Annotated in this window: 21 protein-coding genes, 1 tRNA gene and 1 pseudogene; 8 read left to right on the top strand and 15 right to left on the bottom strand. The window is 42.8% G+C overall.

The features are described from left to right. Nucleotides 1-282: 282 nt before the first annotated feature. From ACFQ4A_RS10355 to ACFQ4A_RS10320, 8 genes and pseudogenes are all read right to left on the bottom strand, one after another. Nucleotides 283-1029, bottom strand: coding sequence for an SDR family oxidoreductase (locus ACFQ4A_RS10355; RefSeq protein WP_382400263.1), 747 nt, complete (start codon nucleotides 1027-1029; stop codon nucleotides 283-285). Between the two features lie 9 nt (nucleotides 1030-1038). Then, nucleotides 1039-2022 (bottom strand): LacI family DNA-binding transcriptional regulator, encoded by a 984-nt coding sequence (locus tag ACFQ4A_RS10350; RefSeq protein WP_382400457.1) that lies wholly within the window; start codon nucleotides 2020-2022, stop codon nucleotides 1039-1041. A 601-nt stretch (nucleotides 2023-2623) separates the two neighbouring features. After that, nucleotides 2624-3630: pseudogene (locus ACFQ4A_RS10345) on the bottom strand (pyridoxal-phosphate dependent enzyme). Continuing rightward, a complete protein-coding gene (locus ACFQ4A_RS10340) occupies nucleotides 3602-4060 on the bottom strand; it encodes a M20/M25/M40 family metallo-hydrolase (RefSeq protein ID WP_382400261.1) in 459 nt (152 codons plus the stop codon). Before ACFQ4A_RS10340 ends, ACFQ4A_RS10345 begins: the two are co-directional and overlap by 29 nt. Then, on the bottom strand, nucleotides 4057-4356 hold the full coding sequence (locus ACFQ4A_RS10335; protein ID WP_382400259.1) for a peptidase dimerization domain-containing protein: 300 nt from the start codon (nucleotides 4354-4356) through the stop codon (nucleotides 4057-4059). The genes ACFQ4A_RS10340 and ACFQ4A_RS10335 overlap by 4 nt, the downstream gene beginning before the upstream one ends. Further along, nucleotides 4337-4603, bottom strand: a complete 267-nt coding sequence (locus ACFQ4A_RS10330) for a M20/M25/M40 family metallo-hydrolase (protein WP_382400257.1) — start codon at nucleotides 4601-4603, stop codon at nucleotides 4337-4339. Before ACFQ4A_RS10330 ends, ACFQ4A_RS10335 begins: the two co-directional genes overlap by 20 nt. A 25-nt stretch (nucleotides 4604-4628) precedes the next feature. Continuing rightward, nucleotides 4629-6176, bottom strand: a complete 1548-nt coding sequence (gene pruA / locus ACFQ4A_RS10325; RefSeq protein ID WP_382400255.1) for an L-glutamate gamma-semialdehyde dehydrogenase — start codon at nucleotides 6174-6176, stop codon at nucleotides 4629-4631. Nucleotides 6177-6373: 197 nt separating this feature from the next. Next, nucleotides 6374-6688 (bottom strand): hypothetical protein, encoded by a 315-nt coding sequence (locus tag ACFQ4A_RS10320; protein WP_382400253.1) that lies wholly within the window; start codon nucleotides 6686-6688, stop codon nucleotides 6374-6376. Between the two features lie 203 nt (nucleotides 6689-6891). On the opposite strand from ACFQ4A_RS10320, the gene ACFQ4A_RS10315 reads away from it, so the two are divergent. From ACFQ4A_RS10315 to ACFQ4A_RS10305, 3 genes are read left to right on the top strand one after another with little or no spacing between them, the layout of a single operon-like run. Beyond that, on the top strand, nucleotides 6892-7455 hold the full coding sequence (locus tag ACFQ4A_RS10315; RefSeq protein WP_382400251.1) for a nucleotide exchange factor GrpE: 564 nt from the start codon (nucleotides 6892-6894) through the stop codon (nucleotides 7453-7455). Next, on the top strand, nucleotides 7452-9272 hold the full coding sequence (locus ACFQ4A_RS10310) for an Hsp70 family protein (protein ID WP_382400249.1): 1821 nt from the start codon (nucleotides 7452-7454) through the stop codon (nucleotides 9270-9272). Before ACFQ4A_RS10315 ends, ACFQ4A_RS10310 begins: the two co-directional genes overlap by 4 nt. Nucleotides 9273-9288: 16 nt before the next feature. Further along, complete coding sequence (locus ACFQ4A_RS10305) at nucleotides 9289-10530, top strand: tetratricopeptide repeat protein (protein WP_382400247.1); 1242 nt, start codon at nucleotides 9289-9291, stop codon at nucleotides 10528-10530. Nucleotides 10531-10908: 378 nt separating this feature from the next. Here ACFQ4A_RS10305 and ACFQ4A_RS10300 read toward each other — a convergent pair whose 3' ends face one another. Continuing rightward, nucleotides 10909-11268: a hypothetical protein gene (locus ACFQ4A_RS10300; RefSeq protein WP_382400245.1), complete on the bottom strand. Its 360-nt coding sequence runs from the start codon at nucleotides 11266-11268 to the stop codon at nucleotides 10909-10911. A gap of 445 nt (nucleotides 11269-11713) precedes the next feature. Here ACFQ4A_RS10300 and ACFQ4A_RS10295 point away from each other — a divergent pair, with 445 nt between their 5' ends. From ACFQ4A_RS10295 to ACFQ4A_RS10280, 4 genes are all read left to right on the top strand, one after another. Beyond that, nucleotides 11714-12463, top strand: a complete 750-nt coding sequence (locus ACFQ4A_RS10295; protein ID WP_382400243.1) for a DeoR/GlpR family DNA-binding transcription regulator — start codon at nucleotides 11714-11716, stop codon at nucleotides 12461-12463. Between the two features lie 20 nt (nucleotides 12464-12483). Beyond that, a complete protein-coding gene (locus ACFQ4A_RS10290; RefSeq protein ID WP_382400241.1) occupies nucleotides 12484-13791 on the top strand; it encodes a four-carbon acid sugar kinase family protein in 1308 nt (435 codons plus the stop codon). Then, nucleotides 13788-14804: a 4-hydroxythreonine-4-phosphate dehydrogenase PdxA gene (gene pdxA / locus ACFQ4A_RS10285; RefSeq protein WP_382400239.1), complete on the top strand. Its 1017-nt coding sequence runs from the start codon at nucleotides 13788-13790 to the stop codon at nucleotides 14802-14804. Before ACFQ4A_RS10290 ends, pdxA begins: the two co-directional genes overlap by 4 nt. A gap of 87 nt (nucleotides 14805-14891) precedes the next feature. Beyond that, entirely contained in the window at nucleotides 14892-16298 is a 1407-nt protein-coding gene (locus tag ACFQ4A_RS10280; protein WP_382400233.1) for a GntP family permease, read from the top strand. Nucleotides 16299-16446: 148 nt separating this feature from the next. On the opposite strand, the gene rbsK is transcribed toward ACFQ4A_RS10280, so the two are convergent. From rbsK to ACFQ4A_RS10250, 6 genes are all read right to left on the bottom strand, one after another. Then, a complete protein-coding gene (rbsK, locus tag ACFQ4A_RS10275) occupies nucleotides 16447-17343 on the bottom strand; it encodes a ribokinase (RefSeq protein ID WP_382400231.1) in 897 nt (298 codons plus the stop codon). Next, nucleotides 17333-18334 carry a LacI family DNA-binding transcriptional regulator gene (locus tag ACFQ4A_RS10270; protein WP_382400229.1) on the bottom strand — a complete coding sequence of 334 codons (1002 nt, stop codon included), beginning with the start codon at nucleotides 18332-18334 and terminating at the stop codon, nucleotides 17333-17335. Before ACFQ4A_RS10270 ends, rbsK begins: the two co-directional genes overlap by 11 nt. A 612-nt stretch (nucleotides 18335-18946) precedes the next feature. Then, complete coding sequence (locus tag ACFQ4A_RS10265; RefSeq protein WP_382400227.1) at nucleotides 18947-19843, bottom strand: glycine betaine ABC transporter substrate-binding protein; 897 nt, start codon at nucleotides 19841-19843, stop codon at nucleotides 18947-18949. 620 nt (nucleotides 19844-20463) lie between these two features. Further along, on the bottom strand, nucleotides 20464-21255 hold the full coding sequence (locus tag ACFQ4A_RS10260; protein WP_382400225.1) for an SDR family oxidoreductase: 792 nt from the start codon (nucleotides 21253-21255) through the stop codon (nucleotides 20464-20466). Between the two features lie 141 nt (nucleotides 21256-21396). Further along, nucleotides 21397-22338: an MBL fold metallo-hydrolase gene (locus ACFQ4A_RS10255; protein WP_382400223.1), complete on the bottom strand. Its 942-nt coding sequence runs from the start codon at nucleotides 22336-22338 to the stop codon at nucleotides 21397-21399. 40 nt (nucleotides 22339-22378) lie between these two features. Next, nucleotides 22379-23143, bottom strand: coding sequence for an alpha/beta hydrolase (locus tag ACFQ4A_RS10250; RefSeq protein ID WP_382400221.1), 765 nt, complete (start codon nucleotides 23141-23143; stop codon nucleotides 22379-22381). A 300-nt stretch (nucleotides 23144-23443) separates the two neighbouring features. Between ACFQ4A_RS10250 and ACFQ4A_RS10245 the strand changes: the two genes are divergently transcribed. Next, nucleotides 23444-23516, top strand: a tRNA-Ala gene (locus tag ACFQ4A_RS10245). Nucleotides 23517-23725: the final 209 nt, after the last annotated feature.

Here is a 23725-nt window from a genome sequence, read left to right as displayed (position 1 = left end):
TTTAGTCGAAAATGTTTCAATCTCCTTTCTTCTCATCTTTTGGCAGATAATTAGAGGCTGGTGCAACAACCGGAATAGGGTTAATCTACCATGAGTGCTTCCCAAAGAGGGAGCGACAATCGGTGGTGCACCGTGGTCGTTGGAGTCAGACTATAATAACGGGCTCTAAGGCACCATAGGGGTACGACCTTCCTCGCCAGCCGTAGAACCAGTATCGGCAATCCGAACCATTTTCATCCTCTGTGGTGCAGCGGCGAATTTTCGCTGCATGTGTGACTATAATCAACTTCTGTAGAAAGCTCCTTCCGAATGAATAACCTGGCCGGTAACCCAGCCCGCCTCTTCTTTCGTTAGAAAGGTAATCAAATTGGCAGCATCTTCAGGTTTTCCTGCACGTCCCATTAAAAATTTGGATTCCAGCCTTTTCTTAAGTTCGTACGTCATCCAACCTGTATCCGTTGGACCGGGATTGACGGCATTAACCGTGATTCCGAGTGGCGCCAACTCTGCTGAAAGTGAAAGCGTAAATGCAGATATCGCCCCCTTTGTTGCTCCGTACGCCAATTCTTCAATCATTGGTCCTTGATCCTGGCCAGATGTCATGTTAATAATCCTGCCAGCCGAGTACCTTCCTGTTTTAAAACGACGAGCGAACTCTACACTTAACATGAATGTTGCTCGCATATTAACTTTGTAATGATCGTCCAAAGTTTTAGTATCCAGCTTTTCATACCCATCTCTCGCAGAGTGGGCAGCATTGTTCACAAGAATAGTTGGAAAGCCCAAGCTTTCTTGCACCGTATCCAACAGTTGTAAATAAGCGCCTTCTTCAGCCAAATCTACAGCCAAACTGTTACAGCGGACCCCGAATTTTTCTATTTCTTTTTGAAAAAGGATTGCCCATGATTGTTCCGTTTTCCAATATGTAAAAAAAATGTCTGTACCTGCTTCTGCCAGCTTGCAGCATACAGCAGCACCAATCCCATTTGAATGACTCACCCCTGTTACAACCGCAATTTTACTTTTCATACGTTCCCCCTAGGTCGATTCCCGGATAACTAATTCATGATCCAATATGATACTTTCCACTTCTTTACCACAAATTTTATTAATAATCATATCCGCCGCTGTGCAACCCATCCTGTACATCGGCTGTGCAACAGTCGTGAGCGTCGGATAGGTCATGTTGGAAAAGCTGATTTTATCAAAACCGACTAGTGCAATATCATCCGGTACACGTAGTCCTTTTGCATTAATTTCCTTTAATGCTCCAATCGCATAAATATCAGATACTGCAAAAAAAGCAGTGGGTTTATCATCTTGTTGAAACAATTTCCGTACAGCCTGCTGTCCTCGCTGAAACTCCAGTTTATCTGCATGATAAATCCATTCTTTCCGAATGGGAAGCCCAAATTCCAGCAATGCCTTTTCATACCCTCTCCTTCGTTCACGGGCATATAGAAACGTTTCATCCGTATTAATCAAAGCAATATTTTTCTGCCCCAACTTGATAAGATGTCTTACCGCCTGATAGGCCGCTAGCTCATTATTTATGGTTACATGTGCAACTGTGCCGTCCTCATCATATTCACTGCAATGAACAATTGGATAATTTGCTGCAAGTTCAATCAATTTATCCTTATTCACAGTTGGATCCATAGAAATAATCCCATCGGCCAGACGGTTCCGAAGCATATTGAAATAAATGGCTTCCCGCTCCGGATTTGAGTCCGTTTCGCAAAGCAAAATATTATATCCTTGAGATATCACCGTATCCTGAATCCCATTAATGATTTCTGAGTAAAAAGGATTCGAAATACTGGGAAGCAACACCAACAACAGCCTGCTCTCTGAAGTTCTGAGATTGCGTCCCAGCGCACTCGGCTCATAGTTTAATTCTTCAATTATCTTCTCTACACGAAGTCTGGTTTTTTCTGTAACTGTATCACTTTTGTTTATTACCCTTGACACAGTTGCTACAGAAACACCAGCATACTTCGCAACCTCCTGTATTGTGGACAATTCATCACCTTCTGTAATGTAATCGATTACAACTACCATAATGATAGATTCACTTTGTTAGTTTGTCAATGGGATGTTTAAAATCGCCAAACTCAGATAAGTGCTCATATAATAATTCCACTGACTTTTGACTTCACGGTATTACGCTTTTCATTAAACGAAAAAACCATGTTCAGCGAATGTTCGTGTATTTAATTTTACTAGGTCACCTTATCTCTCATTTCTTCCAAGATGAGTTCACATGCTTCCCCTATAACCCACTTTATTTACTCTGTATCCCTAGTGTTTTAATAGCCTCTCCCAAGTATAGCCTTCTATTAAGTTCGTTCCTTGAAAGGCGATTTGATCTTGACTTCCTTCATATTTTGATCCCCTAAACACCTTTTGTAGAGGCTCTTCGTGGTTAGGGGCTGACCCCCATGTGCACAACAATAAGGAACACGGTGTTGCTTAATCAAGCACCGTGTTCCTTTATATTTATAGTGTATATTTATTGTAATTTTCATCGGATATATATTTAATCAAAACAAGAGTACATCGACCATGTCGTCCATCACTCCGTAAACAACGAATTAAAAATACTGATGAGATACTATTTACACTAGCAGTCTCTTCTAAAATAGGGTTCAGTATTCATCAATTTCCTAAACACCTGATGAACGTACTTATCACCCTGTCCAGACAGATTGACAACAGTCACATATTCTTCAAGCAGTTTTTTGGCTAGTTTCATAGCTTGAGCAATTGAATGCGAACTCTCCAGATTCCTTCCGTCCGGCGCATTTCCCGCAATGTTTCCAGCACCACTTCAGCGGATACAGTCACATACTCAGCGCAGCCATTCGTTTTCAGATGACTGTGTTCTGGTCCGACACCTGGATAATCCAGTCGCAATCAGGTACGTTGGCTACGATTCGCCATTCTCATCGATTAACTCATTTATATCTGTGAATGACAGCACGCTTGCCTTCTGTACGTAGGGGCTTCTGCCTGCACCGAACATCTTCTTCGTAGATATAGTGTGCAAAAGCACCGATGGATATGGATGCGGTCCAACCGTAGATCTCAGCAGATAAAATCTATTCTCAAAGTTTTTAACGAGATCGCCCAACGCCTGATCAACAGCATCCTTTAGATATCCCTGACCTTTTTTACCGCAATAACTTCCGCTCCTAGCAGCTCCATCCGGAAAACATTCAATGCCTGCCGCTCGGTATCCGGCTTGCCTATAAAGATCCTGCACGGCATTCCGAACATGGCGCACGCAGTAGCCGTCACCAGACCATGCTGTCCGGCACCAGTTTCATCAGTAATCAGGCTGACACCCATCCGTTTTGCTAGTGAAATTTGTCCAATCACGTTGTTGATTTTATGCGCACCAGCATGATTTAAATCTTCACGTTCCAGGTAAATTTTTGCCCCACCAATTTTTTCCGTCAGATTGTCCGCACAGGTTAGCGGATTATCATGGCCGACATACTCATTCAAATAATACCGGAACTCCGCTTCAAAATCCGGATCATCCAATACCTTCAAACCCATCAGTTGATTCCTCTTCACCACAAGAATCCTCACGCTACTACTCCCCAGCCGGCTCAACCTCCCCATCCGAAAAATAATTCAATACCGAACTGATAAACACTTTCCCGATGTTCAGCATCGCCCGTTCATCGGCATTAAACATCGGATGGTGATGCGGATAAACTGCCCTGCCATCCGGATTTTCACCGCCCACAATAAAATAAACCCCCGGGATTTTTTCCTGATAAAAGGCGTAATCTTCACTGCCCATCATTGGTTCCATCTCATGGACATTTTCCGTGCCAACAACGTGCTGTGCCATCTGCTCGATGCGTTTCGTTTCTTCCGGATCGTTGTACATGGACGGACAATCCCGGACATAATCTATGTTCACACCTGCACCGGCTGCTTCACATGTTGATTTCGCAATTTGCTTCAAAGCTTCCTCGATCATGTTCCGCACTTCAGCATCATACGTACAAACGGTTCCCTTAATAACCACTTTATCAGCAATCACGTTATTGGCACCACGCTGTGGAATGAGCCAACCGTGACGGCCGCTGCCTGCTGGGGGCTGACACGGCGGCTGACAATTTGCTGCAGGTTAACGACCAACTGGCTCGCGGTGACAAGCGGATCGACGGTCGTGTGCGGTGCAGATCCGTGACCGCCTTTGCCCAATACTTCAATTTCAAAATCATCCTGTGCTGAGGACGTGTAGCCTGGGCGAACACCAACCGTACCAAACGGCTCGCCCGCCATCACGTGCGCACCGTAAATCATATCCACACCATCAAGGCAGCCATCCCTCAATCATAGGTTTGGCTCCGCCTGGTGTTGCCTCCTCAGCAAATTGATGCACGAACACGATCGTTCCCGGAATGTCATCACGAACCCTGCTCAATACGTTGGCCACACCAAGCAGTGCTGACGTGTGAATATCATGGCCACACGCATGCATCACACCAAGCACCTGTGATTTATAGTCAACGTCTTTTTCATCCGTTTTATATGAGTCAATTAATTCACACAAAAAAACAAGCGGCAGTATAAAAACCACCGCTCATTTCATCATTACGATTCACTTACCAAGCTTCCGTCACCGTTTTCGGCGCCAGGAAGTTCAAGAGATAATCCGGTCCGCCTGCTTTGGCGTCTGTTCCGGACATTTTGAATCCACCAAATGGCTGATAACCAACAATGGAGCCGGTGCATCCGCGATTGAAGTACAAGTTACCGACTTCAAATTCATGACGGGCACGGTTCAGGTGGTCACGATTGTTAGAAATGACCGCACCAGTCAGCGCATAATCTGTGTTGTTGGCGATATCCAGTAGCTCATCATAGTCTTTTGCTTTAGCGAATCCAACAACCGGACCAAAGATCTCTTCCTGCATAATACGCCCTTCCGGATCCATATCCTTAAAGATGGTTGGGTGGACATGATAACCTTTGGAATCATCCGTTTCCCCGCCGTATGCGAGTTCACCTTCCTGCTTACCGATTTCAATATAATCTTTAATTTTATCAAACTGTTTCTGGTTGACGACAGCCCCCATCGGCACATCTTCTTCACCAGGGTTACCTACTGTATAAGCTTTGGCCTTTTCAATAGCTTTATTCAGCACATCATCATAGACATCTTGATGAACGACAGCACGTGAGCATGCTGAACACTTCTGTCCTTGGAAGCCAAACGCGGAATCAACAATTGATTTGGCAGCCAAATCCAGTTCGGCATCTTGATCAACAATAATCGTATCTTTACCGCCCATTTCAGCAACAACACGCTTCAAGTGTGTCTGGCCTTCGTGGACTTCAGATGCGCGCTTGTAAATACGCGTACCTGTTGCGCGTGAGCCGGTGAAATTAATGAAATGGGTATCTTTATGATCGACAAGATAGTCACCAATTTCTGCTGGTTCACCCGGCAGGAAGTTCACAACCCCTTCAGGCAGGCCTGCTTCTTCCAAAATTTCCACCAATTTATAAGCAATCACCGGCGTATTTTCCGATGGTTTCATCAGCACCGGGTTTCCGGCAACGACCGGGCCGACTGTTGTGCCGCATACGATGGCAAATGCAAAGTTCCAAGGCGGAATCGTCACACCAGGGCCAAGCGGCTGATAGAAGAATGTATTGTTTTCACCTGGACGGTCATTAATCTCACGGCCTTGCCCCAGGCGGATCATTTGACGGCCATAATACTCAAGAAAATCAATCCCTTCCGCCGTATCCGCATCTGATTGACCCCATGGCTTGTTCGCCTCATAAGACATCCAAGCGGAGATTTCATGCTTGCGTCGGCGCGCAATAGCTGCTGCCTTAAACAGAACTTCAGCACGCTCTTCAGCCGTCCATTTTTTCCATGTTTTAAACGCTTTTTTAGCTGCTTCCATTGCCTGGTCAACATGTTCCTTAGTTGCCATGGAAGCCTTTCCGATAACCTGTTCTTTATTCGCAGGGTTAACCGACGTCAGCTTATCATCGGTATAAACCTTTTCACCACCAATGACTAATGGGTAGTCTTTACCTAATTCACTTTCAACTTTTCGGAGGGCTGCTTCATAGTCAGCACGATTTTGTTTATCATTAAAATCTGTAAATGGTTCGTGTTTATACGGTAATACCAAACGATAACCTCCTTATGATTGGTCTAAACCCATCGTCTAGTTTACTATAAATCTATATGAAAACGCAACCAAACAAAAATCTATCATGACGGTGATCGGTGCATATTTTCCTCGGTAACTAGTCACATCAAAAAAGTGCCATGAATCGCATGACACCTTTCTTCCAGGGATGATTTTTGTAACGTAACGTTTCTGATTTATTCATGCTCCTCACTATGAATGATTTCCTCCAGAAAAATTTCGGTATCGGTATGATCATGCACATCACAATAGTATACGACCGACTTTATTTTATGGGAAATATCACATGTGCGCGTTCGTTCAATGAAATTTTTCCAGTATGTATACTCGTGTGACCTAGCATCAATTGTCTCATAGTGAGTACTGTACTCGCCCCAGTTATGCTGCTCACCGTCGGGTTGCTCATTCTCAGTAGGTTGAGCCGCTGTTTCTGTCAGGCTGGAGACAAAGACAATCATAGCCGCGAAAGTCATTAATATTGAATGTTTCATTCCAATCACCGCTTTACATGTTTTAAAAAAGTCATTTATCACATATAAATTTCCCTCCATTCCCCAAGCCTATACATATTTTTCGACGATGATTATTGACAATGTTGGTCGTATCCTGACAAAAAACCGACAATTCTGGTATGATGAACGAAGATATAATACAACGTTCCCATCATTTTTTTTGAAAGGAGAAAACGACATTCATGGGATGGTTTTTCAGGAAAAAGCAGGAGGAAACTGATCCTGTCTCACAGGAAATAAGTCAGATAAAACAACAAACAACAGCAACGGAAGAAAAGCTTAGAGACATCGAGCAGCAACTGCAAAAATTAACCAGACTGCAATATAAAACAGGCAAAAGCACGGAAGATAAGCTTGATCACTTGACAACAATGCTCGATACGGAACGAACCAATATGGCTACTGACAACGATTCGCAAAAACGCGTTATCGAAAGCTTAATCAGCCAAATCGATGACATGGACATTGTCTACAACCGTTTAGCCGATGATACACAATGGTCTGGATTAGTCAGAAAGTGGCTTCAATCTTTATTACAGACACTCGAAGATCTTGGCATAACCGAGATCATCCATGAAGGCGACATGTTTGACCCGACACGTGCCGAAGCCGTTGAATCAATCCCGTTGGACAGCAATCATCAGCTATATGAAATCACCACGGTTCATAAACGCGGGTTTGCCTTTACCAATGGCCGCATCATCCGAAAAGCACATGTTACAACCGTAAAGGGGGAGACACAATGACAGAAGCTAAAGTATCCGATCAGTCATTTCGTCCCATTATCGGGATTGACCTGGGCACGACCAACTCGGGCGCCGCTTATATTTACAAGCAAAAGCCACAAATCATTCCAATGAAAAACGAACGGGCAATGGTCCCATCTGTTGTATTGCATGACCCGGATGGGAATGTCATTGTCGGTGAAGATGCCAGAAGCGCCCTGATCGCGATGCCTGATCGGACGAAAACAGCTGTTAAAAGGGATATGGGAGAGGACAAAACGATTTCACTCGGCGACAGATCCTATACACCGGAAGAAATTTCGGCCATGATTCTGAAGGAAATAAAAAAGAAAGCCGACAAACACCTTGGTGAAGGCGAAAAAGAAGCCGTCATCACCGTACCCGCCTATTTCACAAACCAACAGCGACAGGCAACGAAACGCGCCGGTGAACTTGCCGGTTTTACCGTTGAACGCATTATCAACGAACCGACAGCTGCCGCGTTAGCGTACGGGATGCAGCATATGCAGGACAACAGTCATATTCTCGTTTACGACCTCGGCGGCGGTACATTTGACGTCTCGATCGTTGAGCTGATGGATGGCATTCTTGAAGTCAAAGCATCCGCTGGCAACCACCAGTTAGGCGGCGAAGATTTTGACTGGATCCTCGTTGACTGGTTTGCGGAAAAGATCATTGATCAGCATAAAATCGACCCCCGGGAAGACATCCGGGCCAAAGCACGATTAAAAGATGAAGCCGAAAAGGTAAAAAAACAACTATCATTCGATGAAACAGCCGACGTTTCCATCCCTGTCGCAACTGTGAGTGGTAATAAACCAATTGGCCTTGATATCACATTAAGCCGTGATACATTTGATAGCCTGATTGAACCTTTACTGCTTGAGACGGTGGAAAAATTAAAACAAGTCCTTGACGATGCCAACCTTAAGGCCAATGATATCGATGACGTCATCCTTGTCGGTGGCTCAACCAGAATCCCACAGGTACATCAGCTCATTACAGATTATTTCGGAAACACACCAAAATCCGCTATCAATCCAGATGAAGCCGTGGCATTAGGCGCAGCGGTACAGGCTGGGATAAAATCAGGTGCACTTGAAAATAATCGTTTCATTGTGACGGATGTAGCACCTTTCTCCATGGGGCTTGCGGTATTGGATCATACAGGACGGCGCATGAAGCCCGGGGCGTTTCATAAACTGATCCCACGAAATACCACTATCCCGGTAACACGAACCGAGACATATTATACATCCGTGGACAATCAGACCGCTGTCAATATCGAAATCTATCAAGGTGAACATGATTGGGTCAAAGATAATTATTTTCTCAATGAATTTTTACTAGAAGGACTTCCACCAAGGCCTGCGGGAACAGAAGCCGTTGAGGTAACGTTCCGCTATAACTTGAACGGCCTTTTAGAAGTCACCGCCAAAAATGCGTCATCCGGAAATGAAATGACCGTTACGATCGAGGACGCCATTGACCGGAGTTCTGAGGATGTCTTTCAGGACAGCCTTACCAAAATCGAAGCGGCCTATGAACCGGATGAAAAAGAAATCGATCAACAACTCGACTTATTTGAATGGGATGAAGGTGACATGCCCGCTGAAACGGAATCCTATGATGATTTGCTGAAAGAAGCCGGTGAGTGGAAAGAACGTTTTCAGAAAGCACTTAAAGCAAGCAATGAACAAACAGCATTAAAGGATGCCATAGAAGATTTGGAGACTGCTATTCAATCAAACGATCCGATGACGTTAAACGAAACAATTGAAAGTGCCATTGATTTAGCGATTGAATTAGAGCTATAGGGAGGGAAGACGTCGTATGGCCAACAAAGAACAAAGCTATTATAAAATGTTGGGAACCACAGCTAACATCAGTCAACGGCGGATTAAGGAAAAATATATTGAAGCTGTCAAGAAACATCCGCCCGAAACGGATCCCGAACAGTTTGAAAAAATCCGGGAAGCTTATGAGACGCTAAAAGATCCCATCAAGCGAAAACAATACGACATATCGCGAAAATATGGCGGCAAAATCGAAAAAATGCTGGAAGAGGCTGCCCATTATATCTTTAGGGAAAACTATCAAAAGGCAGCAGAAATTTACGATGATGTTTTACAAGTGGATCCGGATAACTTTGCCGGCCAGACCGGTCTAATGTTCTGTGCAGTCCATCTTGGCAACCTTGATAAGGCTTATCAAATGTTGGAAAAGTCACTGACATCATCGGTTTTTGAAGAAGATGAGATGTTAACACCGGCGATGATTTATGGAACGTTCGGCAAACTGCTCATTGAGAAGAACTATTTAAACGAAGCGGTGGAAATTCTTGAACAGGGGCTTGGCCGAATTTCCGAAGATGTGCATAAAGTAACAGAAACGTTAGCAGCCGCCTATATGTTAACGGGAGATGATGAACGGGCCCTCCAAACGGCTGAACAAAATCTACCAACAGAAAATGATCAGTCTATCGATGACCTGGATGCTTATGTAGCATGGATTTATATCATCTTACAAACGGATAGTTGGTCGAAACTGTCAAAAGTACAATCCCGTTTCCGCAAATATTTGAAAAACCTGCAAGACGAGGAAGAACAAGAAGAAGCGTTTTATGAACTTATAGCAGAGTATGAGGAAATGTACGACCAGCAACGTTATCGTCCTGCAGAAGTATTTATAGACTTTGCAAAAGCCGTCAAGCCGGAACATGAAGACATAAAAGATGAATTGAAAGAAATTAAACGGTTAGCCCGTGTGGAAAAAGAGTTCCAGCGACTATTAAAGGATGACTCAATCTTCCCAATGGTCCTTTATTATACCGTTCAGTGGTATTTTGATGACCGAACCCACCCATTTGTTATGGAAATGGAAGAAGGGTTCACGAAAGACATCATCGATGAATTAGAAGAGGAAACGGAGTATTTCGCAGCAGGAATCTTAAAATTACAAAAAACATACCCGGCTTTATATGCCCGGTTCAAACCTGAATGGAACGAACTATATACCACTTTAACGAAAGATTTCAACCGTGAAACGAAAAGAGGGTTGAAAAAATTGATGTGAGTGGCGTCGTTTTCATTTCTTTGTAAAGAGTAAATAATAACGCTGTCTGTGCAATTAAGCAGGTGCTGAGAAAGTACCTGCTTCATCCACAACAGAGTCCTAGAAGAGAAGACGGGGGGAATCCCTAAGCCTAAATTCGTTTTGGCATATAACTTGCTTCAAATCTTTCTTTAGCCCATTTACGGGTGAAATGTTTGGCAGTCCCGTAGCATCACATTCCGGCGTATTGTCTCTTCTGGTTTTCCTGCTTCGTTGTGCAACTTACTTTTGAAGTATTTTTCGCCATTCTACTACTTCTTCCAATGAAGTAAAATAATGCAGATAAATACATGCGGGTGTCTTCTTGTTGAGTTGTAAACATTTGGAAAATTTGAATCATCAGTTTTCGTTTGAAAGCATAACGTGCGTCTGAGTCGTTTTTGATCTTGCTGGCGTAGATCCCTGCGATAACCGCGCAGGCAGATTGGATGACTGTTCCAATTTAGCTATGTTCTGATCTTGAAAATTATATACATTATATGTGTAATCAACCTTGGTACCATGAAACGAATAGTGAAAACCATTGGCGTGTTCTGCTTCATGATCGGTAATGAGTGCCAGAGCGTACACGTCTCGGTCGAATCGGTCATAAATTCTGTAAAAATACCGGAACATCCGTTTACCAAAATCCTCTTCAGCCGTGCCCTGTACCTCAATCTGAATTAAAATCCATTTTTCGTCGCCATTCTTCAGGAACACTTTGGCAATTTCGTCGGCAACAAGTTTCCCTTTCTTTTCCTCAATGATTTCTTAAATAACTCTTCAATCAGTCTTTCCATAATGCTTTGTAGTCCAGTGTTTTTACGTCATAATTGGTTGTCTTTTCAAGTACAGTACCTATTTTCACCATTTTAGCACATCCTAGATTATTTTATAACTTTGAACATAAACACATAAGTTACTCTAGATTAAGAAGAACAAACATTCCTTCAATACAATTCTTTTATTATCTTTCTACGATAAACCTTTTTAGTTTTTAAATCCCTTGTAAATATTAAGGAGTGCGTTTTTAAACAGTTATCAAGTTCATTCTTTCATACAAGTAGTCTGATTATTTTTTGATCAAATCTAACATTTATTCTTGACATATTTGTAAAAATCAAACATAATAATGTTATAAAATAACAAGATAAATGGTGATTGCATGCATCCAAACAAACGTAGAGACCTTGTTATGAAAGCGATTCAAGAGGATGGAAAAGTAGAAATCAATAAACTATCGGATGAATTAAATGTTTCACCGATGACCATTCGAAGAGATTTAGTACAACTCGAGGAAGATGGTAAACTGATCCGTACTCATGGAGGGGCCGTTTTACCAAAACCACTTATAACCGAAACACCTTTCTCTACAAAAGAAAGCAGACATACTGAACAAAAAAAACTGATTGCCAAAAAGACATTGCCATTCATAAAAGATGGGCAAACGATCATTTTGGACTCCGGAACAACTACGCTGGAGCTGGCCAGATTGTTGTCAGCACGCAAAGATATCACAGTCATAACCAATGATATAAAAATTGCTGCTGAATTGCTTGACAGCCAATTGAAAGTGTTTATTACAGGTGGCGAATTGCAAACCAATGTAGGTGCATTGTACGGGCCGCAAACACACCAGTTTTTAAAAAGCATTCACGTTGACATGTTTTTTCTTGGTGCCCATGCAATTGAAATGGAAGCCGGGATCACTTCCCCAACTTTTGAGAAATCATTGATTAAACAGCTTATGATTGAAGCTGCTGAAACAACCTGGCTTGTCGCTGACTCCAGTAAGTTTGATCAAAAAGCTTTTTCCAAAGTCTGTGATTTTGACCAAATATCCGGATTTATAACGGATGAAGGTATTTCTGATGATCAAAAGGAACAGCTTTCCCATTATATAAAAATAATTTGAAGAAACAGGTGAAGGGCACGATGAAAATAGGTGTTGTGGCAGACGATTTAACGGGGGCAAATGCGACCGGTGTAAGGCTGAGTAAACAGGGGTTCTCCGCAGCAACTGTTGTATACCGTGATCAAATCCCCGATTCCCAGGAATTGGATGCAGTCAGTATTGATACAGATACCAGGTATGCCAACCAGCAATCAGTAGTGAAAAGAATCCGAAAAACCATGCAAAGTTTTCGGGAATGGAATGCGAAAGTTATTTGTAAACGAATCGACAGTACTATTCGCGGAAATATCGGTCTTGAAATCGATACAATGCTTGAAGAAGTTGAAGAAAATAGTTTAGCTGTTGTCGTGGCGTCTTTTCCTGATTCAGGCCGTATATCCTCCGGTGGTTATCTGCTGGTGGACGGTATACCCGTTCAAGCGACCGATGTTGCAAAAGATCCGGTCATGCCCATCACGCAATCATTCATACCTGATATCATTCAGAATCAAAGCGAACAACCCGTGGGGCATATTGGATTAGATAAAGTCCTCGCCGGAAATAGCCGGCTAAGGGAAGCATTTGATGAGCAAATCAATCAACAGAACCGGATTGTCGTAGTGGACGCGGTAACAGATGAAGAAATTGATACCATTGCTGAAACAATCGCTGGAATTGAAACAGTAAAGATTATCCCGGTTGATCCCGGGCCATTAACAGCTGCTTATTCCAGGTCATTCTTAAATCAATTTAATGATTCAGGCAAGATGATTGTCACGGTTGGCAGCGTTACAACATTAACAGGACAGCAACTGAGATATCTTATTGATAAAACGGCTTCAAACCCGGTCTATGTTTCTGCAGAAAAACTTGCAACGTTAACGACATCATGGGAAGAAGAAGTTCAAAGAGCCACTGCTGAAGCATTGGAGCGAATCAATGAAAATGATGTATTAATTATCACCACTTATCAGGAAGGTTCAGGACTGATTGACTTTCATTCGATTGCCGAAAAAGAAAAAGCCCCCCAGGATGCCCTGGCAAAACGAATAACTGACGGGCTTGCCAAAATCACCAGGCTGGTATTGGAAAGAACACAACATTCTATACAAGGATGTTTCACAAGTGGAGGTGACGTAACTGCATCATTATGTGCTATATGTATGGCATCAGGTATAAAGCTGATGGATGAGGTATTACCTCTTGCGGCATACGGCAAAATGATCGGAGGCCACTTCCCAGGTCTGCCTATTGTAACTAAAGGTGGTATGGTAGGTGATAAAAAAGCAATTTTCACAAGCGTCAAACATTTAAAAACAACTTACACGAAAAGGAGCGCTCAACGATGAGAAATGAAAAAGCGATTATTGCGATTCCGATGGGAGATCCTGCCGGTATTGGACCTGAAATCACTGCAAATTCACTGGCCAATGAAGAAATATATGATAGATGTAAACCGGTCGTTGTTGGAGATGCAGAAGTTTTCATAAAAGCCATTCAAATTGCGGAAAAAAACGTAACCGTAAATATCATCCGTTCACCTGAAGAAGGTAAATTTGAATTTGGCACGGTCGATCTAATCGATTTAGACAATATTAATATGAATGAATTGCGTTACGGTGAGGTACAGGAACAATGCGGAAAAGCCGCTTATGAGTATATTAAAACTTCCGTAGACCTTGCAAAAGAAGGATCCGTAAAAGCATTAGCAACCACACCGATTAATAAAGAATCTTTAAAAGCTGCGAATGTTCCATATATTGGACATACGGAAATGCTGGAGAAATTGACAGACACCAAAGATCCCCTGACGATGTTCGAAGTCCGTAACATGCGAATCTTTTTCCTGACACGACATGTTTCTTTAAAGGATGCTATTGCCCAAATGACTGAAGAAAGAGTGCATGACTATCTGATTCGCTGTGACAAAGCAATGCAGCGGCTCGGGATTGAAAACCGCAAGTTAGCAGTTGCAGGCCTGAATCCACATAGTGGTGAAGGCGGATTGTTTGGCCGGGAAGAGGTTGATGAAATTTCCCCAGGTATTGAAGCAGCTAAAGCAGACGGTATTAATGCTGTTGGACCAGTACCTGCAGATTCCGTATTTCATCAAGCCTTAAACGGAAAATATGATGCTGTGCTGTCACTTTACCATGACCAGGGACATATCGCTGCGAAAATGACTGATTTTCACAGAACGATTTCAATCACAAACGGTCTGCCATTTTTAAGAACATCCGTTGATCACGGTACAGCATTTGATATTGCCGGACAAAATATTGCTTCAAGTGTCAGTATGGAAGAATGTATTAAGTTAGCTGCTCAATATGCACCTAAATTTACCAAAGAAACGCTGGATTAAATAATATTTAAACTGGGGATAGTTTTTCTTCTGTCCTCAGTTTTTAAAATAAATGTAAGCCATTTCAAATTTTAAGGGGGAGAATTCATGGAGGTATCAGGTTCACAAATGATTCTAGGACTAGTTATCGGGGTCATTTTATTGATTTTACTTGTACTGAAAACAAAGATTCATGCTTTTATCGCACTTATTATTGCAGCATCAGTTACAGGTATTATTGGAGGAATGAATCCTTCAAATGTTGTAACCGAAATAACAAATGGATTTGGCAGTACACTTGGTTCAATCGGTATTGTTATCGGATTTGGGGTCATGATGGGAAGGTTGTTAGAGGTATCAGGCGCTGCTGAAAAAATGGCCTATACGTTAATTAAGAAACTCGGACAAAAGAAAGAAGAATGGGCAATGGCTGCAGCAGGCTATATTGTTTCCATCCCAATTTTTGTGGACTCGGCATTTGTCATATTAAATCCATTAGTAAAAGCTCTTTCCAGAAAAACAGGTAAATCTGTTATTGCCTTAGGTGTCGCTCTCGGTATAGGTCTCGCTGCCACTCACCACGCAGTACCACCTACTCCAGGCCCGTTGGGAGTTGCAGGTATCTTTGGAGCAGATATCGGACTAATGATTTTAGTTGGTCTCATTTTTTCATTCCCAATTATTCTTGCTGGTGTTTGGTATGCTAAATGGATTGGAAACAAAATCTATCAGATCCCGGAAGAAGATGGAGATGGCGATGAATTTGTAAGGCCTGATAAGAAACAAGTTTATCAGAATTTCCTTGAAGCATCGGAAGAACGGGAAAAATCACTACCATCTTTTACAATATCAATAATGCCGATACTGCTGCCAATTATCCTTATTTTCCTGAATACTACAATTGGTGCATTAGATGAATCTGGAGCACTTGCCGTTAATGAAACACTATTATCTTATATCCAGTTTTTTGGTAATCCAATTATTGCGGTCGGAATTGGATTAATTGCAGCAATCTATACACTTTCAACCAATGAAAATCGGGAAAATACATTGGAACGTATGGAAGAAGGCATTAAAACTGCGGGGATTATTTTACTCGTAACAGGTGCAGGTGGAGCTTTAGGTAATGTGCTCCGTGCAAGCGGAACAGGTGATTATATCGCTGAACAAATTGCCGGGTGGCCACTGCCTGCAATTCTTGTACCATTTTTCATAGCAACGCTTGTTCGCCTTGTTCAAGGCAGTGGTACGACTGCCATGATTACAGCTGCTTCCATCTCAGCACCAATCTTAGGCAGTCTGGATGTTAGTCTTGTACTGGCTGCACAAGCTTCCGCATTAGGTGCCATGGTATTCTCTTACTTTAATGATAGTTTATTCTGGGTAGTCAATAGAATGCTGGGAATCAAAAATGTAAAAGAACAAATCATGGTTTGGTCAGTACCGACGACAATCGGCTGGGGCGTCGCATTAGTTATGCTGCTGATAGCTGATTCTGTTGTAAGGATGTTTTAATAGCAGTTAAATTCCAGCAATCTTATAATTCACTAATCAAAAGCACCTCACTACAACATTATAATGAGGTGCTTTTGAATATTAACCAGTTCATATTTACACTATTAATTATTCCGTTACCAATTCCAATTCTACTGGAAAAGACTCTTTATTCAGAGTTGTTCCTTTCCTGTAAAAATGTCTTTACCTCTTGTTTGGTGGGCATGCCACCTTGTGCACCAATTTTTTCGACTGACAAAGCTGCTGCTGCATTGGCCATGTTGACCGCATCCTCTAATGTGGCACCGCGAGCAATTTCTGCCGCCAAGGCACCGTTAAAGGTGTCGCCAGCCCCGGTCGTGTCTTGCACCTGAACACGATAGCCGCCGACTTCCCGTTCAGTACCATTGTCAACAAATGATACGCCTTGATCACCACGCGTTACGATCGATTTTTGTTTAATCGATGCAAATAACGGATCGTTTTGCAGAGATGCCAATTCAATTTCATTGGGCGTCAGATAGGCGACGGTTTCGAGAATGTCTTCCGGGAGCGGCTGAAACGGCGCGGGATTCAAGATAACTGGTACACCAGCCGCATGAGCTGTTTTAACCGTTGACACAATCGTTTCCATCGGTACTTCCAGTTGCAGCAGGACGATATCACTGTTTTTAATTAAGTCACGATGTTTGGCAACGGCACCCGGTGTCACGTCATTATTAGATCCCGGTGCCACGATAATACGGTTATCGTTTTCCGATAAAATGATCGTTGCCGTTCCGGTAGCCGACTCGGGAATCATCTCAATGCCCTCTGTCCGGATTCCTTCACTGCTTAAATTATCTAAAAGCGTTTTGCCGAACGGGTCATTTCCGACTGCACCGATAAATGACACATCGGCTCCCATTCGGGCTGCTGCCACCGCCTGATTTGCTCCCTTGCCACCGGGATTTGTGAAAAATTCATCACCGAGAACTGTCTCACCCTGCATCGGCATTTTCCCGGTAGTCACCGTCAAATCCATATTAATGCTGCCAACAATGCAAACATTTGGTTTAGCGCTCATCCTTATCCTCCTTCCGTAACGTTGATTGCCGTTCAATTAACTGAACGTTGAATTCTTCTGTCAGCACAGTTGAATCATGTGTCTCAATCTGTTTGATCAACATGTCTGCTGCTTTTGCTCCAATGTCGTAGATGGGCTGAGCCACCGTCGTTAAGGTCGGTGTTACGGTTTCAGCCATGGCCACCCCGTCAAAACCAACAACCGCCAGCTCATCCGGTATATTTTTTCCCAACGAAGCAGCGGCATTCAATACACCGGCACCCATCAAATCATTTCCGGCAAAAATGCCGTCAATTTCCGGATAATCGGTTAATAATTTTATAGCAGCTTCCCGGGCCTCGTCAAAATGATAGGCACCCGACACCACATAACTGCTGTTAAACCAAGCTTCATGCTTGACACCGTCCAAATAACCCCGCATCCGCTCCACCGCATTGTTCGTATGCTCCGGACCGGCAATATGGGCAATCCGTTGACAACCAATCGCTTTCAGATGCTCAACTGCTTGTCTGCCACCAAGCCGGTTATTCACGGTAACGGACGATATACAATTGCTAATCATCCGGTCAAGTGCCACGACGGGTACCCGAATTTGCTGCAAATATTCTTCCGTCAGTGAGCTTGAGACAAGAATAAACCCATCAACTGACTTTTGCTGCAGGGCATTTAAATAATCGATTTGTTTGTCGATATCATTATCCGTATTGCAAAGCACAAACGTATAATGATACCGGTTTGCTATATCCTCAACAGCACGGGCGAGTTCCGGGAAAAACGGGTTGGTGATATCTGGAACGAACAGCGCAATCATTTCAGAACGCCCTGTAAACAGATTGCGTGCCACTTCATTTGGCACATAATTTAATTGGTCAATCGCTTCCTTGACCCGTTTTTTCGTGTCCTCGTTCACATAGCCATTCTGGTTAATGACTCTGGAAACCGTCGCCGTTGAAACGTCGGCACGTTTCGCCACATCCCGGATGGTCGCCATATGATGAATCCTTTCCATTTTAATATTGGTTTTAGTCACGATGTGTAACGGGTTACAGTTTCGAGCAAAAAAACACGGCGTTGTGTAACCCGTTACATATTATAATAAAGCGATTACAATCCGATGTCAATATAGAATTTAAATAAGACAATTTTTTTGTTCGTTCAAAATAAAGTTCAACCTAAATAGGTCTATAAAGCCTAATTCAATAAAAGTTCGCAACGTCCTCGAAAAAGAAAAGCACTTTTTCTTCGTGCGATGTATCGCTGTCGATGTTTTCCTTGTCCTGTTGCAACGCCTTTGTGACCTGCATCCTGTAGGCCCGAACAGAATCGGACATTTATGGACTGTTTATCCCCCGTAATTTGGGGGATTAGTGTCCATTACATGCGGGATAAAAAGATGAGAGCCTGTTTTTGAAAATGATGGATCAAAACAGGCTCTCATATTTCGTTCCAGAATACTTTTGTAAAAAGGTTTGATCATTTTCTGCGATCTGTTCTTATTAATACAAATTTATTTTTGTATTATTTATGTGGGTCATATCTTTGTACATGCCATAAAGGCGACTTGTTAAAATGGTTGGTGTTCCGCTGTATACAATATTATTCATTATTCATCTTTTAAGTCTTCAATGGAATCAATATCCATGTATTCAGGAACAACAAGACCATTCCGTGTACCCGTCAGGTTGACACCTAAATCTTCAAAATCGCCTTCGTACTTTTCATAGTAATCATTGTGTGTTGAAGGCAGCCACGCACCTACCATTGCATCTGCACTGCCATCCGCAACACTGGCGAACATTGGACCCGGTTCCACTTGAAGTAATTCAACTTGGTAATCTAATTCATTTTCCATGACGTATTTGACAACATTCGAACTGGCAATCACATCGGCCCAGGCAACATATGGTACTTTTACTGTCGCTCCGTTTCCAGGCTCTGCTCCTTCAACCCAGGTATTAACCAAGTCTTCATTATTCTCAGCCCATTCTTTTGCTGCTTCCTGTTCTGATTGACCATTTTCAATTTTTAACATGACGTTTTGCAGGTGATCCGGTTCCCATTGGAATTGATCAAAGAACGTATATGCACCAGGCATATCCTCCTTTAATCCTTTACGCACTAGCGTGTTTATTTCTTCTTCACCACCATAAACCTCTTTAGGATCGTCCAGCATTTTTAGATCAAACTCAAAAAATTTCCAGTGTGGAATCCAGCCTGTTACAATAATCGGCTCTTCATCATCAATGGCACTGCCTAACTCCGCTGTCATGGCAGCACCAGAGCTTTCCTGAACCTCCCATTTTTCCAGACCATACGCAGGTAATACGTCACTTGTTTGCTCCATAATGCCCGCTCCCGGATCAATGCCAATAATCTCATATTCAAGCTCTTCTCCTATAGAAGCACTTTCACTATTTTTCTCCTCGTCCTCACTTCCGCCACATGCTGTTAAGCCTATGGATAAAGCTAAAGCCGATGTTATGCCTAAAAATTTTTTCAAAATGAAATGTCTCCCCCTTGTATGACTTCTTATACAATTGCGTTTCCAAATTGATTATTTTAGCTAAATATAAGTTTCACATATAAAAGCAATCATCTCAAAGTTCAAAATCTGTCACATTTTATACTAAATCGCTAATGATCATTCTCATGAAATATAATATGCTCTACCCTTAGAATCACACTGTTTTTCTCTATTTTCCTTCTATCATTTTCGCTTTTTATAGTTATAGAATACAAAAGAGCTTAGTCATTAAGTACCTTACCACTTAATTGTAGTGGTTCCAGTCGCTTAAAAACGGGGATTTTTTACGTTCATGATTCTTCTACCGAGAAGCCAGATGATACAATATCATCATAATCGCCAGACCCAACTGCGCAATGTTTTTTTCAACAATATGACCTGATTTAAAGATTATTATGTTATTTCAACCATAAAAACACCCTTTGAACAATGCCAATCTAAAGAGGTGAAAATTCGCAACTATTTATAAACGTTGCGACTTTACTTTAAACATCGCATCTTTAATACATATAGCCCTACTTAATGTCAAAGCCACATTTTAATAAAGCATAAAAAGAGCTGAGATTTACCCTCAACTCTTTTAACCAGAATCAGTCTTATAATGCTTTTACCATCCCGCCATCCACGAGCAGTGATTGGCCGGTGACATACGTATTCGCTTCTGAACAGAGGAACACGGCTATTTTGGCAAACTCCTCTGGTTCCCCATACCGTCCGATCGGAATTTGACTTTCTGCCTCCTGTCGTATAGCCGCAAGCGGCCTATCCAGCTTTTCCGCTTTAACCGAATCAAGATGGTCAACCCGATCCGTGCCTATGCGTCCCGGCCCGATTGTGTTGATTAAAATATTGTCACTTGCCAGCTCCTGCGACAAACTTTTCGAAAGACCGGTAATTCCAGCTCTGAACGTGTTCGACAAGATCAAGTTATCGATTGGTTGCTTGATCGATGAGGAAGCGAAGTTCAGAATATGGCCGCTTCCCTGCTTTCTCATATCAGGCAGCACTTCCCGGATCGCTCTAACAAAACTCAGCAAATTTAATTCAAATGCATCCTGCCAGTTATCGTCATCCACATCATCAAACGTGCCTGCCGGCGGACCGCCTGCGTTATTGATCAAAACATCAATCGGTCCATGCGCTGCTTTAGCGTCTGTCACCAATTGTTTAATTGATTCATCATTTGTAATATCACAAACACCATAAGCGACATTGGGATTTCCGGTCCCCTCACGTATTTCTTCTGCCGCCTTGTCTAACGCTTCTTTACTTCGGCTGGCCAAAAACACACGAGCCCCCTCTGCCGCAAATTGGCGGGCAGTTGCTTTTCCCAGTCCCTTACTCGATGCCAATACGAGTACGGATTTATCGTTCAGTCCTAGATCCATTTGGATACCTCCCAACTAAAATCATTACGATTTCACTGCTGCAGCCACGACCCTTTTTTTAGACTTTTTCTTAATAAATTAGTTTCTATTATAATGGCAAACTACAAGAGGCCATCGATTAATCGATCATGACGCGATGGCTTAGTCTGCATAATACCTATACACCCCGTCACTAAGCTCTCGCCTGCATTCACCCTTGTATCGCAAATATTCTAGATGGGCCAGGGTTTCACCGACTGCAAACCGCATTTCATGAACGGTCAGCTGTTTACGAAAGAGCTGCTGACACGCTTGATAGACAGTGCTGCCGCCGTCAACCGATGCTAACGTTTGGTCCAGTCGTTTATCATGATGTGATTTGATCTCTTCAATTCGCTCATTCGCCCCGTGAAACGGTTCCCCATGGGACGGCACAACAAAATCTGCATCAAGTTTTTTGATTTTATCCAACGATTCCAGATACCGCGCCAACGGATTGGGATCGCCGTGAAACCAGTACGAAATATTCGGCGTGATTTTCGGCAGGATATGGTCTGTCGATAAGAGCACATTCTTTTCACGGTTGTAAAATGTAACAAGTCCATCCGAATGGCCTGGCGTTGTGATGATCTCATAGTTATACGCACCAATCGTTATGACGTCACCATCTTGCAGAAAACGCCCCACTTTCGGGTATGGTGTCACAATCGGGATAAATGCCTTCGTATTATTCAGCATTTTATTGGCTGCATCATCCGGAATCCCTGCCAGTGAATAGTTTTCCGAAAGTTGATTCAAAAAACGCTGATTCCAGGCATGTTTGGCAGCGTTAACGTCTATTTCGGACATGAATACGCGAGCATTGTGTTTTGCCTGAAGCCCGCCCGCGTATCCGAAATGATCTGGATGATAATGCGTGATGATCAGATCAGTCACAGGTTTCCCGCTTAATTCCGTTTCCCATCGTTTAACAGTTTGTTCATTATGCAAGCCTGTGTCAATGACAGTCCAGCCATGCTTACCTTCTGCCAGAAAGCAGTTGACATGATCAAGCCGGAATGGCAGGTCAAGCGTGACACGTTTCAGGCCTAATTGTTCGAGCATTCTCGATCCCCCATTACCTATAAGCTATATGTCTATGATTTCATCCGTTCTCCTTAAGCCTCTCCTTGATGAAAACCACGCACTTCTCCGCAAGCTGTTCTTTATCATGATCCAATGTTGCAACATGATAACTGTCCTCCAGCAAGACAAATTCTCGAGTGTCCGATGAGATGGATTCATAGATTTCCCGCGCGTTTTCCGGTGGTACAACATGGTCTTCAGCCGAGGAGACAATCATGGCAGGTGCATTCACGTTTGCCAGATTATTTCGCACAAGCTCAGACAAGACGATAAGTTCCCGCATCGATTTAACCGGTGTCTCTTCATAGGCCAGTTCCGCGACGCCTTCTTGTTTAATATCCGATCCAATCCCTTCCACGAAGCGTGTTTCCGTGGTTTTCAATGTCTTGTAGTTTTCGATTAAATCGGGCATATGAATGGCGGCATTAATCGGTATAATACCTTTGATCCCGGCGTATTCTTCTGCCAGATAAAGTGTTAACGTTCCACCCATCGACAATCCGGCAATAAATATATGGTCACAGGTTGTCTGTAATTTTCCCAAGCCCTTCTCCACCGTATGAATCCAATCCTCATATGTCGCTTTCTCCATATCCTTGGGATCAGTTCCATGGCCGGCCAGCCGCGGTCCAAATACAGTAAATCCCACTTCGGCCAATTGTTTCCCAAAATAATGCATACTCTGCGTTGTTCCGGTAAACCCGTGAATAACCAGTACGCCTGTGTCATTACCCGGATAGTAAAATTCCGCTGCCTCTGACATTACTGGAAACGTGTCTGTCATATGATCAATCCCTTCATGCATTTGTTATTATGATTCTATCACAATGAAACCATATCTGTCTGAAAATTAAGGTCGACCTATTAAATATGTTGCCCCCCATTGTATCAGGTATAAACGTTTCTCTAGTTTTGATACGTTTTGGCGCCTCTAAGGTCATTCGACTTTTATTGACAGCATATTTCCCGGGGAATAATCCATTAATAACTCATTTGGATGACTGAAAATTTTAATTAGATTGTTTATTTATTTAGCCCTTGAAACATACCTTAAAAGTGGCTATAATGAATATCGTAATCAATTGGGGCATTAGCTCAGTTGGGAGAGCGCATCGCTGGCAGCGATGAGGTCATCGGTTCGAGCCCGATATGCTCCATCATTATGATACAGCAAAAGGCCGGGCAATTCCGGTCTTTTTTTTATTTCTTGCGTGTGTTTACCTATCGACAGTGCACTGGCAGGGTCCACGCTTAAGAGATGATTAGACATGAAGCGAGACTTAACATGGCAGGAAGAACGGGGATCTATGGTTTTCGGCTAAAAAATTCAATTTTCACTGGAAATTGGCAGGATTTAATCACAAAA

The sequence above is a fragment of the Lentibacillus salinarum genome (genome assembly GCF_042679865.1).
GTDB classification, from domain to species: Bacteria; Bacillota; Bacilli; order Bacillales; family Amphibacillaceae; genus Lentibacillus; species Lentibacillus salinarum.
This window is presented reverse-complemented; position numbering and strand designations above follow the sequence as displayed.

Excerpts from the sequence above, each read along its gene's own strand:
- ACFQ4A_RS10355 (WP_382400263.1), bottom strand. The coding sequence starts at position 1,029 with ATGAAAAGTAAAATTGCGGTTGTAACAGGGGTGAGTCATTCAAATGGG.
- ACFQ4A_RS10320 (WP_382400253.1), bottom strand. The coding sequence starts at position 6,688 with ATGAAACATTCAATATTAATGACTTTCGCGGCTATGATTGTCTTTGTC.
- ACFQ4A_RS10315 (WP_382400251.1), top strand. The coding sequence starts at position 6,892 with ATGGGATGGTTTTTCAGGAAAAAGCAGGAGGAAACTGATCCTGTCTCA.
- ACFQ4A_RS10310 (WP_382400249.1), top strand. The coding sequence starts at position 7,452 with ATGACAGAAGCTAAAGTATCCGATCAGTCATTTCGTCCCATTATCGGG.
- ACFQ4A_RS10305 (WP_382400247.1), top strand. The coding sequence starts at position 9,289 with ATGGCCAACAAAGAACAAAGCTATTATAAAATGTTGGGAACCACAGCT.
- ACFQ4A_RS10295 (WP_382400243.1), top strand. The coding sequence starts at position 11,714 with ATGCATCCAAACAAACGTAGAGACCTTGTTATGAAAGCGATTCAAGAG.
- ACFQ4A_RS10290 (WP_382400241.1), top strand. The coding sequence starts at position 12,484 with ATGAAAATAGGTGTTGTGGCAGACGATTTAACGGGGGCAAATGCGACC.
- pdxA (WP_382400239.1), top strand. The coding sequence starts at position 13,788 with ATGAGAAATGAAAAAGCGATTATTGCGATTCCGATGGGAGATCCTGCC.
- ACFQ4A_RS10280 (WP_382400233.1), top strand. The coding sequence starts at position 14,892 with ATGGAGGTATCAGGTTCACAAATGATTCTAGGACTAGTTATCGGGGTC.
- rbsK (WP_382400231.1), bottom strand. The coding sequence starts at position 17,343 with ATGAGCGCTAAACCAAATGTTTGCATTGTTGGCAGCATTAATATGGAT.
- ACFQ4A_RS10270 (WP_382400229.1), bottom strand. The coding sequence starts at position 18,334 with ATGGCGACCATCCGGGATGTGGCGAAACGTGCCGACGTTTCAACGGCG.
- ACFQ4A_RS10260 (WP_382400225.1), bottom strand. The coding sequence starts at position 21,255 with ATGGATCTAGGACTGAACGATAAATCCGTACTCGTATTGGCATCGAGT.
- ACFQ4A_RS10255 (WP_382400223.1), bottom strand. The coding sequence starts at position 22,338 with ATGCTCGAACAATTAGGCCTGAAACGTGTCACGCTTGACCTGCCATTC.
- ACFQ4A_RS10250 (WP_382400221.1), bottom strand. The coding sequence starts at position 23,143 with ATGACAGACACGTTTCCAGTAATGTCAGAGGCAGCGGAATTTTACTAT.